The sequence below is a fragment of the Stenotrophomonas sp. 05N423 genome (assembly GCF_056397145.1).
The window spans coordinates 78703-91809 of record NZ_JBFTMV010000002.1; the positions used below are offsets into that span (position 1 = coordinate 78703).

At 69.0% G+C, this 13107-nt stretch carries 13 protein-coding genes; 4 read left to right on the top strand and 9 right to left on the bottom strand.

Annotated features, from left to right (window positions below):
• Positions 1 to 189: 189 nt before the first annotated feature.
• Positions 190 to 1482 carry a hypothetical protein gene (locus tag AC1DGW_RS04240; protein WP_478019777.1) on the top strand — a complete coding sequence of 431 codons (1293 nt, stop codon included), beginning with the start codon at positions 190 to 192 and terminating at the stop codon, positions 1480 to 1482.
• 45 nt (positions 1483 to 1527) lie between these two features.
• On the opposite strand, the gene AC1DGW_RS04245 is transcribed toward AC1DGW_RS04240, so the two are convergent.
• The 4 genes from AC1DGW_RS04245 to trxA form a co-directional block, all read right to left on the bottom strand.
• A complete protein-coding gene (locus tag AC1DGW_RS04245; protein ID WP_478019781.1) occupies positions 1528 to 1992 on the bottom strand; it encodes a DUF4442 domain-containing protein in 465 nt (154 codons plus the stop codon).
• A 65-nt stretch (positions 1993 to 2057) separates the two neighbouring features.
• Positions 2058 to 3689 carry a CHASE2 domain-containing protein gene (locus AC1DGW_RS04250; RefSeq protein ID WP_478019783.1) on the bottom strand — a complete coding sequence of 544 codons (1632 nt, stop codon included), beginning with the start codon at positions 3687 to 3689 and terminating at the stop codon, positions 2058 to 2060.
• On the bottom strand, positions 3686 to 5344 hold the full coding sequence (locus tag AC1DGW_RS04255) for a FecR family protein (protein ID WP_478019785.1): 1659 nt from the start codon (positions 5342 to 5344) through the stop codon (positions 3686 to 3688). The genes AC1DGW_RS04250 and AC1DGW_RS04255 overlap by 4 nt, the downstream gene beginning before the upstream one ends.
• A gap of 156 nt (positions 5345 to 5500) precedes the next feature.
• On the bottom strand, positions 5501 to 6358 hold the full coding sequence (gene trxA / locus AC1DGW_RS04260) for a thioredoxin (RefSeq protein WP_478019787.1): 858 nt from the start codon (positions 6356 to 6358) through the stop codon (positions 5501 to 5503).
• Between the two features lie 135 nt (positions 6359 to 6493).
• On the opposite strand from trxA, the gene AC1DGW_RS04265 reads away from it, so the two are divergent.
• The 3 genes from AC1DGW_RS04265 to AC1DGW_RS04275 are packed head-to-tail and all read left to right on the top strand — an operon-like array spanning position 6494 to position 7811.
• Entirely contained in the window at positions 6494 to 7129 is a 636-nt protein-coding gene (locus AC1DGW_RS04265) for a hypothetical protein (protein WP_478019789.1), read from the top strand.
• Complete coding sequence (locus AC1DGW_RS04270; RefSeq protein ID WP_478019792.1) at positions 7126 to 7602, top strand: hypothetical protein; 477 nt, start codon at positions 7126 to 7128, stop codon at positions 7600 to 7602. Before AC1DGW_RS04265 ends, AC1DGW_RS04270 begins: the two co-directional genes overlap by 4 nt.
• Positions 7599 to 7811, top strand: a complete 213-nt coding sequence (locus AC1DGW_RS04275; protein ID WP_478019794.1) for a helix-turn-helix transcriptional regulator — start codon at positions 7599 to 7601, stop codon at positions 7809 to 7811. The genes AC1DGW_RS04270 and AC1DGW_RS04275 overlap by 4 nt, the downstream gene beginning before the upstream one ends.
• Positions 7812 to 7904: 93 nt before the next feature.
• On the opposite strand, the gene AC1DGW_RS04280 is transcribed toward AC1DGW_RS04275, so the two are convergent.
• The 5 genes from AC1DGW_RS04280 to AC1DGW_RS04300 form a co-directional block, all read right to left on the bottom strand.
• A complete protein-coding gene (locus AC1DGW_RS04280; protein ID WP_478019796.1) occupies positions 7905 to 8627 on the bottom strand; it encodes a DUF2968 domain-containing protein in 723 nt (240 codons plus the stop codon).
• Positions 8628 to 8766: 139 nt separating this feature from the next.
• Positions 8767 to 10860 (bottom strand): TadG family pilus assembly protein, encoded by a 2094-nt coding sequence (locus tag AC1DGW_RS04285; RefSeq protein ID WP_478020661.1) that lies wholly within the window; start codon positions 10858 to 10860, stop codon positions 8767 to 8769.
• A gap of 91 nt (positions 10861 to 10951) precedes the next feature.
• On the bottom strand, positions 10952 to 11329 hold the full coding sequence (locus AC1DGW_RS04290) for a DUF3613 domain-containing protein (RefSeq protein WP_478019798.1): 378 nt from the start codon (positions 11327 to 11329) through the stop codon (positions 10952 to 10954).
• Positions 11326 to 12126, bottom strand: a complete 801-nt coding sequence (locus AC1DGW_RS04295; protein ID WP_478019800.1) for a tetratricopeptide repeat protein — start codon at positions 12124 to 12126, stop codon at positions 11326 to 11328. Before AC1DGW_RS04295 ends, AC1DGW_RS04290 begins: the two co-directional genes overlap by 4 nt.
• Positions 12123 to 13064, bottom strand: coding sequence for a type II secretion system F family protein (locus AC1DGW_RS04300; RefSeq protein ID WP_478019802.1), 942 nt, complete (start codon positions 13062 to 13064; stop codon positions 12123 to 12125). The genes AC1DGW_RS04295 and AC1DGW_RS04300 overlap by 4 nt, the downstream gene beginning before the upstream one ends.
• Positions 13065 to 13107 lie beyond the last annotated feature (43 nt).

Here is a 13107-nt window from a genome sequence, read left to right on the forward strand (position 1 = left end):
CGGATTGTAGCGTCGCCGGCTGTTGCGGAGCATGGCGATTGCGCGCCGCTGTGTTGCCGTATATGTAACAGTCCTTGGCCGCGCGTCCCGTGGTGGAGGGTGGCACGAATCCAGGGAGGAGCGATGGGCAAGGCATTGCGATGGTTGGTCGGGAGCCTGGCCGGGCTGCTGTTACTGATGGGGGCGATCATGCTGCTCTCGAGGCTGTTGCCGCCGTCGGCGGCGCAGAAGCGCGCGCTGGTGGCATTGGAGGCGCCGCGCGACATGCCAGGCAGCAATGCGTACGCCACGCTTGCCACGCTGGGTATGGAAGGGGCACGCGAGCAGCGGCAGGCGCAGGTGGATGCCCACGTGGCCGAATACGCCGCATGGCATGCCGGTTTCATCGCCCACACCCAACGCGTTGGCGGATGGGATGAGGCAACGATGGAAGCCCGGCCGCAGCTTGGCGCCGGGGAGAACGCCCTGTCGTTCGATCCGGTGCTGTGCAGGCAGGCCACGGGCTGCCTGGACCGGGTGCGTGGGCAACCGCAGGCCGTAGCCGACGCCTTGCTGCCGCAGGCCACCGTGCTGGCGCAGATGGACGAGCTGGCCGCGCATGGCCACTACCGATCGCCGCTGCCGCCGGATGCGGCCACGCCGGTGCCGGCCATGCGGCCGCTGTTTGTGCCACTAGCAGCGCACGCGCTGGCCCACGTGCAGGGCGACAGCCAGTGCGCACTGGCCGGGCTGTGCCGTGATGCCGGTACCGGGCGCATGCTCCTGGACCACGGCGACAACCTGCTCACCGGCATGGTCGGCGGCGCGATGCTGGCCGCCAATGCAGAGCTGTTCGCCGATGTGCTGGCCGAGCTGCCGGTGGATGCGCCAATACCGGCCGCGTGCTTCCCTGCGCTGGCGCCGTTGACGCCGCAGGAAGCCAGTAACTGCGCCAGCATGCAGGGGGAATTCACGATGGTCAGCAGCAGCTATTCGCGGACGGCGCAGGTGATGCCGGAGGCGCCCGGGTGGGTCACGCCGCAGATGGCGAAGCTGTTGTACGACCGCGACAAGAGCGTGGCCCGCGTGGCCGAGACGATGGGGCAGGCCTGCCTGCCGGAAACCTGGCAGGCCATTGCCGAGGACCGCACGTTGCCGCCGCCGCCGGTGCTGTCGATGTGGCGGCTGGAATGCGCGGCCAATGCCGTGGGCTGTGTCCTGAGTGGCATTGCCGGGCCGGCCTATTCCAGCTACGTGGCGCGACAGCAGGACACGGCCGCGCGACTGCGGTTGCTGCAGGCCGCGTTGTGGCTGCGTGGGCAGGCGGTGCAGGGGACGCCCGTACCATTGGCCGAACGCGTGGACAACCTGCCCGCCGGGCTGCGCAGCGCATACCGCCCCATCACCCTCTCCGCCGACGGCACGGCACTGGAAACGCCGGCCTATGGCAAGGACGGGCAGGTGCTGCGGATGCCATTGCCGCAGGCATTGTCCAGCCGCTGACGCGCGACAACCGCAGGGGGGCTTCCGTTGTGATTGAAGCCGCGACTACGGCCCGTTCTGGCGCGCTTCCGGCTTGAGCCGCACATAGACCTGCTTGCGCACGCGGGCGACCACCTCGCCCTGCGCATCGAGGATGTCGTTGGCGAACCAGCGCAGGTGCTTTTCACCACCGGCGGTGGCGGCGCGCACCTCGTCGAGAGTCGCCTCATCGAGCCGGAATTCGGTGGCGACCGTGCCCTTGCCGGGTTTGACGAATTCGATCTCGCCGGCCTTGTCCCATACGTAGTAATCGCGGCCGAGGTTCTGCAGCAGGCACAGCATCCAGAACGGATCGGTCATCGCGAACAGGCTGCCGCCGAAATGGGTGCCCACGTAGTTGACGTTCCACGGGCGCTGGCGCAGTTCGACGCGCACATGGCGGTAGTCGGCGGCGATGTCGGTGACGTGGATGCCGGTGAACAGGAACGGCGGCCAGAGGTTGATGCCGAGGCGGAACGTGCTGGCTTTCATGGCGTGGCGGCGTGCAAGGGGGATCGAGTCTAGCATTCGCCCCCGTATGGAGTGCGCGCGACGCGTCAGCCGGCCGGTGTCACCCGGTAGCCATCCCGGCCAGCGGCCTTGGCCTGGTAGAGAGCGGCGTCGGTGTCGCGGAACAACTGCGCCGGCAGGCCATCGGCATCGGGCACGATGGTTCCCAGGCCGGCGGTGACGCTGATCCTGGCCTGGCGCCCCTTGCCCACGGCGATGCCGGCCTGGCGGACGCGGGCGAGGAGGGCTTCGATCAGTTGGGTCGCGCCTTCGCTGCTGGTATCGGGCAGCACCAGCGCGAACTCGTCGCCGCCGAAGCGCGCGGCCAGGTCGCGCGGCCGCCGCGCCAGTTCGCCGATCAGGCGCGCGGTCTGCTGCAGCACGAGGTCGCCGACGTGGTGGCCGAAGGTGTCGTTGTAGTGCTTGAAGTTGTCCAGATCGATCAGGACCAGGCTCAACGGCCGCCCGCTGCGCCGGGCCGCCTCGTACTCCAGGTGCAGCGCTTCCTCGAAGCGCATGCGGTTGGCCAGGCCGGTCAACGGGTCGCGGTTGGCCTGGCGGCGCCAGTAGCGCATCTGCCACAGCCCCCATGCCAGCAGCATCAGCATGGCGCCGGCGACGGCCGCCGCCGGTGCGAACCACAGGTCGAAGCCACGCAGCAGGACCAGGCTGAGCAGCAGGGGGAGTGCAAGCGCCGCGACCGTGACCAGCCAGGGCGACAGCCGCCGCTGGGTCATGCCCAGCGCACACAGCGCCACCAGCGCGACGACCGCTCCGGACTGGACGAGTGGAGGCAACGGCAGGATCACGTGTCCGCCCAGCAGCATGGAGGCGACGTTGGCCTGGTACTCGGTGCCGCTCATCCAGCTCTCGCGCGAGGTCGGCGTGAGCAGGCGCGGGGCGATGCCGCTGGCGGTCATGCCGACGATCACCAGCCGGTCGCGCAGCAGTCCGGGCGGCAAGCGGCCTTCGAGCACGTCGATATAGGATACCTGCGGGAAGGTGCCGGGCGGCCCGGCATAGCGCAGCCGCACGTAGTTGTCGCGCCGCCACTGGTAGGGCGAGGCGGTTTCCGGTGCCGGGTCGCCGAGACCCGGCACCGGGCCGTCCTTGCCGCTCAGCGCCAGGCCCAGTGCCGGCCAATAGGCCGAGCCGACGCCCGCCTTCAGGTACAGCCCGCGGGCGATGCCGTCGCCATCGACCTCGATGTCGGTATGCGCCAGTCCCTTGGCGGCGGAGGCCAGCACCGGCACCGGCAGCAGTTCCTCGGGCACCGCTTCGTCGCCGGCCGCCGCGGCCAGCACCGGCAGTACGACATTGCCGCTGCGCTTGATCGCGGCGGCCAGTTCCAGGTCCTGGGTGGCGTCCTTGCGGTCGGGCTCGGGGAACATCAGGTCCAGCGCGACGCGGCGCGCGCCGGCCTCGTGCAGGCGGTCCAGCAGGCGCGCATGCGTACCGCGTGGCCAGGGCCACTGTCCCAGCTGCTGCAGGCTGCGCTCGTCGATGGCCACGATGGCCAGGCTGTCGTCGGGGGGATAGTCCCAGCCGCCCACCAACTGGTCGTAGACATGTTCGTCCTGCTGCCAGAACAGGCGCGCCTGGCTGGTCCATCCGGCCAGGATCCCGAGGACGGCGGCCAGCAGCAGCCGCTGCGGCCAGGGCAGCAGGAGTGCCCTCATAGGGCCAGCAACAGCAGGGCGCCGGCTCCGGCGCCGTAGCAGAGCTTGCAGGGCAGGCGGATCTGCTGGGCGGTGGAGAACGGCCCGGCGTAGCCGTCGTCGTCGATGTACTGCACCCGCACGTGCAGGGTGCCGCCGCGCCAGGGCTGCTTCATCGAAATCTCGGGCGCGGTGGTTTCGCGGTCGAGCAATGGCGCGCTGAAATCGCCGCGGCGGTCCACCTGCACGCGATAGCGCTGGCCGTCGGCGCCGGCTTGCCAGCGCAGTGTCAGCTGGCCTTTGCCCGCCTGCGCCGGCTGCAGGCCGGGATCCGGCGCGGCATCGCTGATCCGCAGCGGCAGGGCCTGCCCATAGCGGCCGCCCTGGCCCTGCGCGTCCACCGACGCGACCCGCCAATAGTAGTCGCCGGGTGCGAGCGCGACAGGCGAGCGCAGGCGGGTGGCGTCGGTCCGGCGTTCGGCCAGCGGCTGCCGGAAATCCGGCTCGCGCGCGATCTGCAGCAGGCTGCCGGTGGCACCGGTCACCTGCGCCCACGCGAACCGCGGATGCGCCTGGTTGAGGGTCTGGCCGTGCAGGGGGGCGGTGGTCAGCGGCGGCGGCAGGCCGTCGGGAACCTGGAAGTCGTGGGCGCTGTCGTGGCCCTCGACACCCTCGGCATCGACGGCGCGTACCAGCAGGCGCAGCTGCCCGGGCGGCAGGTCGTCGATGCGGATGCTGGAATCGCGGGTGTCGCGCGCGAACAGCAGGACGTCGGGCGCATCGGCGCGCACCACCTCGACGCGGTAGCCGCGCGCCTGCGGCACGGCCTGCCAGGCGGCCAGCAGCGGCAGCGGTTCAAGCCGCAGGCCGGCCGGGTCGAACGCCGGTGCGGCGAGCAGCGGCTGGACCGGCGCCGGCGCCCGTGCGGCGGATGCGCTCAGGCTGGCCTGGCCGGGATCGACCATCTGCTGGCCATGGCGGTTGCCCACCTGCACCCGGCCTTCGACCACCTCGGTGGCGGCCGGGTCGCCATCCTGTCCCGCGCTGACGCGGAACACGGTGCCGCGCACGCTGCTGGTGGCGGTGGGCGCGGTGATCATGTAGCGCGACGCCGGCCCCTGCGCCGGAGTCACCCGGTTGCTGCTGCGGCCGCGCTGCAGGCGCAGGCGGGTATCCACCATGCCGGTGGCGCCATAGCTGCTGAGCTGGTCCAGGCGCAGCTCCGAATTTTCGCGCAGCAGCAGGCGCGAATCGTCGGCGAAGGCCAGGGTGATGCTGGCGTCGGCGCCGGTGCGGATACGGCTGCCGATGGGCAACTGCATGCCTTCGCGGGCGGCGCTGGCGGCACGGTCGTCGCCTGCGATCTCGACCTGGCCGCGCACGGCCACGACACGCGCCGGCGCGGGTTCCACCCGCAGCCAGGCGATGGGGAAACGCAGCACCTGGCCCGGTGGCAGACGGTAAGGATTGGAAACCGCGTTATGGCCCTGTAGCTCTTCCCAGGACACGGTCGGCTTGAGATAGCGCGTCCCCAGGTCCCACAGGGTGTCGCCCGGGCGCACGCGATAGGTCCAGTCCTGCGCGCTGGCCGCGGCCGAACACGACAACGGCAGCGTGGCCAGCGCGATCTGGAGCAGGGCGGTCAGGCGCAACGCACGTCGGTTGAACAACATCATGGGCAATCGGTCCTTCAGTCGCGGGAACCGGAGCCCGGTGCTGCTCGCGCCCTCCATCCCCCAGATGGCACGGCAGGAGTGCCGCGCGTCATCACTACGATGAACGGCGCATTATCGGGCAGGCGGTGTTTCGCCTGCCTGAACGCACAATGACACTCAGAACAGCAGCGACGACATGCGGCGGCGGTAACGGCCGACGAGGTCTTCGTCCTCGACGACGCGGAACGCGTCGATCAGCGCCTTGCGCGGCAGCCCTTCGCTGTAGTTGCGGTCGACTCTGAGCATTTCCAGGAATTGCTCCAGCGCCGCCTCGTCCTGCCCGCCCAGCAGGTGGTGGATGCCGAGCAGATGGCGCGCTTCCAGATCGTTGCCGTCGGCCTGCACGCGTGCGGCCAGCGCATCGATCGATGGCGCCCCGGCCAGCGCGGCGTGGAAGTCCAGTCGCGCGCGGGCACGGACGGCGCGGTCGTCGGTGGCAAGGTTGGCAGGCAGGGCATCGAGCAGCTGGCTGGCCTCGCGTACGTCGCCGGTCCTGATCAGGGCCAGCGCCAGGTCCAGCTTCAGCTCGGCCTTGTCCGGCTCGGCGGCGATGGCCTCGCGCAACGCGGCGACCTGCGACAGCGGATCCAGCGGGGCGGCCTCGGCTTCGACCTCGGCAGGCGCTTCGGCCGGGGTGACGCCGTGCTGGGCCAGGAACTCGCGCAGTTGCCCTTCCGGAAGGGCGCCGGGGAAGCCATCGACGATCTGCCCGCCCTTGACCAGGAAGACAGTGGGCACCGAACGGATCTGGAATGCGGCGGCGATCTGCTGCTCCTTGTCCACGTCGACCTTGGCCAGCTCGAAGGCGCCGTGGTAATCGCCGGCCAGCTTCTCCAGGATCGGCCCCAGCGTCTTGCACGGCCCGCACCAGGTCGCCCAGAAGTCCACCAGCACCGGCGTCTGCAGCGATTTCTGCAGGACCTCGGTCTCGAAGGTCTCGGTCGTGGCGTCGAAAACGTAGGGCAGATCGGACATCGCGGTGCTCGCAGGGAAAGTTCTCGCCCGAGATGGTGGCAGAGCGTACGGATGCAAGTCGATGTAAAAAATATTTGACATCAAGCTGGGTGAATGTAATGTCTACATTACATTTCGTATGCCATGGGTGACATCGTGAACAAAGGGAAGGTCGCGGGGTTGGCGGTCGTGGCGGCACTGGCGATGTGGCTGCTGCTGGCCGGGCCGGCGCGGGTGCTGGGCTTCGATAGCGGCAACATCGGCGTGCTGTTGCTGATGGGCGCGATGTGGGCGGCCTTGCACGGCATCGGCCGGGCCACACGCGAGGATCTGGAAAGCGCTGGTTCGCCGGGCGAGTGGAAGGCGTGGCTGGGGCTGGGCTTCATGTCGCTGGCCATCGTCTATGGCCTGGCCAAGGCACCGCTGTTCCTGCACATGACGCGCTGGAACGATCCCGATGCCGGCGCGGTCGCACGCAACCTGGTGATGCTGCTGGTTGCATGGACCGTGTTGTCGCAGCTGCTGGATTCGCGCTGGAAGGGCGCCGTACGCGGCGACGAGCGCGATCGTGGCGTCGAGCAGGTCGCGGCGGCATGGGGCCGTGGCGCGCTGGTCGCCGGCGTGGTCGGCATCGCCCTGATGCTGGGCCTGTCGCCGGCGGAAAAACTGCAATGGGCCAGGCCTTTCGTCATCGCCAACCTGCTGGTGTGCGCGTTGATGGTGAGCTGCCTGGTCGAGTATGCGGCGACGGTACTCCAGTACTGGCGCGACCGACGTGGGGCCAGGGCATGAAGTGGCCACAGGACGTCGAACATGTCATGGAGGAAGGGCGGATGAAGGGAAGGGAGATGCTTGCGGCGATGAACCGGCACGAGAAGACGGCATGGCTGGTGCTGGCCGCATTCGGCCTGTCGGCCGGATTGGTGGGGTGGCGGCTGTTCTTCTCCAATGGCGGGTTGGAAAAGAATGTCGGCTATCAGGCTTGGCTTCTGTTCTGGGTCGGGTACTTTTTCTTCATCCGCAAGGACAGAACGCTGGTGGCCGACGAGCGCGACAGGATCATCCAGGCGCAGGGCATGCGGGTCGGCTATATCGCCTTGATGCTGATGCTGGTGGTCGTTTCGGTGCTGGCGGAAGGCTATGGGGATTTCGTCGCTTCACGCACCGGCTATTGGCTGGGGAACTTTCTCGTCTGGTTGATCTGCATTTCCTTGAGCCTGCATGCAGCGGTCATCGTCTGGCACTACTGGCGAGACCGTCGATGAGCGGCACGCCGATCGGCAACGACATCCGCCGGCTGCGCTTCGAGCGCGGCGAAATGACCCAGCAGGCACTGGCCGACGCCTGCGGCGTGACCCGGCAGACCATCATCGCGCTGGAAGCGGGGCGGTACGCACCGTCGCTGGAACTGGCGTTCCGCATCGCGCGCGCGTTCGGCGTCGGTGTGGAGGATGTGTTCCGCTGGCAGGACTGACCTGCGCGGACAAGCCGTCGTGGTTTCCGGACGGTGGACATGCAGCGGCCCGCCGTGTGGCGGGCCGCTCTCATGTCCGCGCGATGCGGCGGATCAGGGGTGCGCGGGCTGTTCCTGCGCGGCGGCGGCGGGTGCGTTGCCTGCCATGGGCGCCGGAGCGGCGCTGGCGGGCAGCGACAGTTCCGGGTTGACCTGCTGCGCCTGCAGCGCCTTGATCTGCTGGTTCAACGCTTCCAGCTGGGTGTTGGTGGCGCGCAGGTCCGAACTGAGCGCGACCGCCTGCTGCTTGCGCTCCTGGAGCGCGTTGCTGACCTGCAGCGACTGCTGGCGCTGCTGTTCGGCTTCCTGCTGCAGGCCGCGCAGGCGACGCTCGTTGAGCGCGACCAGTTTTTCGCTGTAGGCCTTGCCTGCCTGCAGGCGGATGGTGTCCAGGTAGACCTGGGCCAGTTCTTTGGTCTGTTCGGCGAAGGTCTGGTACAGCGTCTCGGCGCTCTCGGCCGATTCGGTGCGGATCACGCGCCAGAATTCCTTTTCATGGAACAGGGCGACGTAGTAGTTCAGCGACTCGGCATGGAACAGCAGGCTGGCGCCGTAGTTGCCGTTGTAGGTGGTGCGCATCTCGGTGAGTTCGCGGTTGCCCATCAGCCGCTGCAGATCGTTCACCGTATTGCCGATGACGCTGTCTTCGCTGCGGGCGGGCGCCGCGGGAACTTCGGCCTCGCCGCGCTGCCAGCGTCCGGCATGCGCATCGGGTGCGGCGGCCAGGCCGGCCAGTGCAAGCAGGGCGCAGAACAGCCACGCGGGTAACGTATCCATCGTTCTCATAGTCCTCGAATCCCCCGGATCGCGACAACCGCCGGACTGTCCATGCCGGCGGTGATTGGCGCCGAGTCTAGCATGTGGAAAACGGCCGGAAATCCACCGCCGGTCGCTGTTTTTCGTGCTGCTGCAGCCATCAGTAGACCAACTGCGCCGGGGTGCACTGGATCGACTGTACGTGCACGTCGGTGCGGCCAAGTTCCAGCCCGAGCACCTCGGCCAGCGCCTGGGTAAGCAGGGTGCCGACGCTGTTGAGGAGGGGCTTGAGGAAATCGAGCACCGGCTTCAGGACCAGGCACAACAGGCCGTTGCAGGTCACCGGGCCGCTGCCCGGACTGGTCACGCCGCTGCCACTGTAGGCATCCAGCAGGCCGCCCGGTGCGGTCTGGAGGTAGGAAGTCAGATTGCGCTTGAGGCAGTCGTTGTAGGCCAGATTGCCGAGCAGGCTGTTGCAGCGCTCGACGGCCAGGCCACCCAGCAAGCTGCCGAGCAGGCCGCTGAGTGCGCCCAGACCCTGGCCGGTCGCCGTGGCACGGTAGCCTTCCCAGACCGAACCATCGTGGAAACATGTGTCCAGATTGAGCAGGCCACAGGCGTAGGGCACGCCCTTGGTGACGTTCCAGTCGAGTGGTGGAAGCCCCTGGCTTCCCGTACGCAGCAGGTTGATGGTGCGGTCCACATCGTAGCGGCCGCCGCCGGGATTGGCGGCTTTCAGGAACTGATCGGCGAGGTTGGCGGCGGTGGTGGGCTGGTTCATTCCCTGGCCACGGGGGTCGAGCATGCGCGAGACGACCTTGAGCAGTTCGTCCACCAGGCGGTCGACCGTATCGCCAACCGCCAGCGGGTTGATCCGGGTCGAACCGGTCTCGCCCGCGGCCAGTGTCAGCGACTGGCTGCCGGCGAGGGCGTCGATGCTGATCCTGTCGTTGATCAGAGGGGCGCCCAGCAGGGTCAGCAACTGCTCGTTCTGCAGGCGGGTGTCGCAGACCTCGCTCCTGGAGAACACATCGGCGGCAGGCACCTTGCCTACGCAGCTGCGCAGCACCGAGGCATCGACGCGGATGGTCGCCGTCGGCGGCGCCTGCCCGCATTGCAGCGAGGTCAGCGTGCCCATCGCATTGGTGACGTCGGCATAGACCGGCAGTTTCAGCCGTGTCCCGAGCGTGGACAGGACCTGGCCCAATCCGGGGATCTTCTCGCTGTCGATATCGATCGCCACGCGGACTTGGGCGTTGTAGGCGCGTGCACCGACACCGCCGATGGCGATGGACGGCGGCTCGATGATGCCAGCGCGCACGTCGACCCCGCCGACGAGGGCGAGATTGTCCACCGCCACGCCGCGGCCGCGCGAAGCGATGGCGATGGCGGTGGTGACCAGGTCCATCGCATTGACATCGGCCTGCAGCGCGCTGCCGATGGTGCCGTCGGGCGCGACCACCGCCGCGAACAGGCCGCCAGCCTGCCCGGTGCTGCCAAGCTGGAGATCGAGGCGGTCCAGGTCCAGTTGCGTGCCGATCCGGTTGGCCAGTGCATCCAGACGCAGTCCTGCCATGCCGTTGCGTTCCAGCACGGTCGTGGTGGCATTCAGAAGCCGGCCCAGCGAGACCTTGTTCGCCGCCAGGAACTGGTTGAAATCGGCCACGCTCATGTCGACGTCGACCGGAAAGCCCAAGGCGTCCAGCAGGCCCGCTGGCGTGATCCTGGCCTGGGCCAGGCCGTCGTAGGCGAGCACGGTGGCGGTATCGACGTTGACGCCGACCAGGCGCAGGACATTGCCCAGCGGCGAGTTGCCGTTGACTCGAAGCAACTGGGAGCCGACGGTGAATACCGCGCTGGGCGGCGTGCGCTTGGCCACGGCCTGGGCCTGGACGGTCGGAAGGCCGGCGTTCTGGCCGAAGAAGGGTACGGCGGCGCGGCGCGTGGTGACCTTGACCGCGTTGAGTGGGTGGTCGCCGTCGATGGTTTCGCGGAAATGGTCCGCGGCCGGATTGGCGATACCCCAGTTGCCGCAGACGATCGCGATGCTGCCCGCGAACCGGTTCTGCTCGATCGCGTTCTGGCGCGAGGCGCGGTTGTCCTGGTTGTCGGCGCTGCACAGTTCCAGCCGCTGCGCACCGGCGAGTGCGGCCAGATCGGCGACCTTCTGCGCCTCGCGCTTGGCCCAGTAGAGATGGCCGATCTCCACCAGGCCGAGGATCGCCACCAGGCCCAGCAGCAGCAACATCATCATCACCGAGCCGCCGCCGCGCTGGACAGGGAGGAAGCGCGCGCCGAAGGCGCGGAATGGTTGCGGACGGGCGCGCGGCGCGGTCATGGCGGCCTCAGCGGCTGGACCGGCCACTTCCCGAGGCGGGCAGTGCGGCGTCGAAGTATTCGGGAACCGGATGCTTGAAGCTGTCGAGATAGCGCTGGTAGCTGCGGCTCGCCGCTTCGCCCAGCATCGGCAGCGCGTTGCCGGCCTGCGTGCCTTCGGCCTGCAGCCGGAGCAGGGCCCGGGTGGTTTCGCCGATCCCAGCAGGAACGAATGCGGGTGCATCCGCCGCTGGCGACGGCGAAGCGTTCTGCCGTATTGCCGGTTCCGTGGCGGCGATCGGCACGGCGGGCATGTCGGTACGTGCGGTGAGCGGCAGGTGCTGGGCATTGGCCGGCGGCCATGGCATCGCCAGCAGCAGGCACAGCACGAAGAGGGAACGTGTCATGGCATCACCTCATCGGAGCGGTCGGACGAAGGAGCGAAGCGTTCGAGCATGGAGCCGGGCGGACGCTGGACGGTATCGCCTGCGGCTACCGGCGAAGCGGGCGATGCCTGCGCCTGCGCCGGTGCGGTGGGCGGCGAACGCAGCGTGGCGTACAGACGGATGACTTCATCGCGCACCGGCCCGGAAAGACGGGCGCCGCGCATGATCGTCTCGGCCAGACCGGATTGGCCGGACAGCAGCGCCCAGAGCGCCAGGTTGGCGGCCGCGCGCGAACTGTCCGGTGCCAGTTCGGCGGCCTTGGCCAAGGGCGCGCGCGCATCGGCGATGCGCCCGGACTGCAGCAGGGCGAAGCCGAGATCGCCGAGGTAGCGCGGTTCCAGCGGTTCCAGGCGCACCGCGTTGGCGAGCGCCAGCTGCGCGTTGTCGCGGTCGCCGGCAGCGGCGGCGACAAGGCCGAGTCCATGCCAGGCGGGAGCGGCCTGGGGGCCGCGTACCAGGCTGCGGTAGAGCGCGGCGGCGGCATCGCCATTGCCGGTCTCGCGCTGGGCGTCGGCTTCCAGTATCCGCAGGTCGGGGGTATCGCCGAACCGCTTCCTGAAGGCGTCCACATGCGCCAGCGACGCGTAATACGCGCCCTGGTCCTGCATCTGCCGGATCAACGCCAGATACATGCCGCGATCGTCCTGCGGCGCCGGTTCCAGCGTTGGTTCCAGCGGCGGTTGGCGGTAGGCCGTTCCGCCATGCGCGCAGGCCGCCAGCAGCAGGACGAGCAGCGGGGGCAGCACCGCGCGGTTCATGACTTGCCCATCCCGGCGAGCGCGCTCGCCAGGGCAAGGACGGCGGGACCCGACAGCACCAGCATCAGCGCCGGCAGCAGGGTCAACATCATCACCACGGTCATTTTCACGGACAGTTTCCCCACCTTTTCCTTCATCTTCATCCGCCGCTGCTCACGCAGCCGCATGCCGAACTGCCTGAGCGGTTCCTGCACCGCGCCGCCGTGCTGGTGCACCTGCAGCACCATCTGCACCAGGCTGCGCAGGTCGTCGTTGCCGAAGTCCTCGGCAAGGCGGCGCAGGGACTGCGCGCGGCTGCGGCCGCGGGTATAGGCGGCGTTGGCCTGGCGGATCTCGCCTCCCAGCGTCGGGATAGCCATCTGCAGCTTGTCGCCGATCATCTGCAGGCTCTGGTCGATGCTGAAGCCCACACCCTGCAGCAGGCGCAGCAGGTCGATCAGCAGCGGCAGCTCATCGTCGACCCTGCGCCGCAGGCGGCCGGCCCAGCCGCGCAACGCCAACTTGGGCAGCAGGATGCCCAGCGCGAATCCGCTGACCACCAGGGCCGCGGCACGCAGGCCATGCGGCTGCACCAGCAGCAGGCCGAGCACCGGCAGCAGTGCGGCCAGCAGCACGCGCAGCGCCAGGAAGGCGGTGGCGCCGGCATGGTGGTTCCAGCCGACCTGTTCGAGCAGCAGCCGGTCTTCGGGGGCCAGCAGCATCTTCTGCAGGCGGCTGCCCTCGAAGTGTTCGCCGATGGTGCTGAGTTCGGCGAACAGCGCCTGCCAGCGGCCGCGCGGCGGCGGTACCGGCTCGGGCGGCTTCTGCGCATGATCCAGTGCGTGCTGCAGGGTCGCCTTGACCTGCTGCGCGCGCCGGTCCTGGAACAACAGGCCGGCGGCGGCCAGCAGCAGGGCCAGCGCCACGCAGGCGACGGCGAGGGCGAAGAGCAGGTTCATGCGCCGGTCTCGAGGATGGGGCGCGGCGGCAGGGGCAGGCATC

Excerpts from the sequence above, each read along its gene's own strand:
- AC1DGW_RS04240 (WP_478019777.1), top strand. The coding sequence starts at position 190 with ATGCTGCTCTCGAGGCTGTTGCCGCCGTCGGCGGCGCAGAAGCGCGCG.
- AC1DGW_RS04245 (WP_478019781.1), bottom strand. The coding sequence starts at position 1,992 with ATGAAAGCCAGCACGTTCCGCCTCGGCATCAACCTCTGGCCGCCGTTC.
- AC1DGW_RS04250 (WP_478019783.1), bottom strand. The coding sequence starts at position 3,689 with ATGAGGGCACTCCTGCTGCCCTGGCCGCAGCGGCTGCTGCTGGCCGCC.
- AC1DGW_RS04255 (WP_478019785.1), bottom strand. The coding sequence starts at position 5,344 with ATGATGTTGTTCAACCGACGTGCGTTGCGCCTGACCGCCCTGCTCCAG.
- trxA (WP_478019787.1), bottom strand. The coding sequence starts at position 6,358 with ATGTCCGATCTGCCCTACGTTTTCGACGCCACGACCGAGACCTTCGAG.
- AC1DGW_RS04270 (WP_478019792.1), top strand. The coding sequence starts at position 7,126 with ATGAAGTGGCCACAGGACGTCGAACATGTCATGGAGGAAGGGCGGATG.
- AC1DGW_RS04275 (WP_478019794.1), top strand. The coding sequence starts at position 7,599 with ATGAGCGGCACGCCGATCGGCAACGACATCCGCCGGCTGCGCTTCGAG.
- AC1DGW_RS04280 (WP_478019796.1), bottom strand. The coding sequence starts at position 8,627 with ATGGATACGTTACCCGCGTGGCTGTTCTGCGCCCTGCTTGCACTGGCC.
- AC1DGW_RS04285 (WP_478020661.1), bottom strand. The coding sequence starts at position 10,860 with ATGATGATGTTGCTGCTGCTGGGCCTGGTGGCGATCCTCGGCCTGGTG.
- AC1DGW_RS04290 (WP_478019798.1), bottom strand. The coding sequence starts at position 11,329 with ATGACACGTTCCCTCTTCGTGCTGTGCCTGCTGCTGGCGATGCCATGG.
- AC1DGW_RS04295 (WP_478019800.1), bottom strand. The coding sequence starts at position 12,126 with ATGAACCGCGCGGTGCTGCCCCCGCTGCTCGTCCTGCTGCTGGCGGCC.
- AC1DGW_RS04300 (WP_478019802.1), bottom strand. The coding sequence starts at position 13,064 with ATGAACCTGCTCTTCGCCCTCGCCGTCGCCTGCGTGGCGCTGGCCCTG.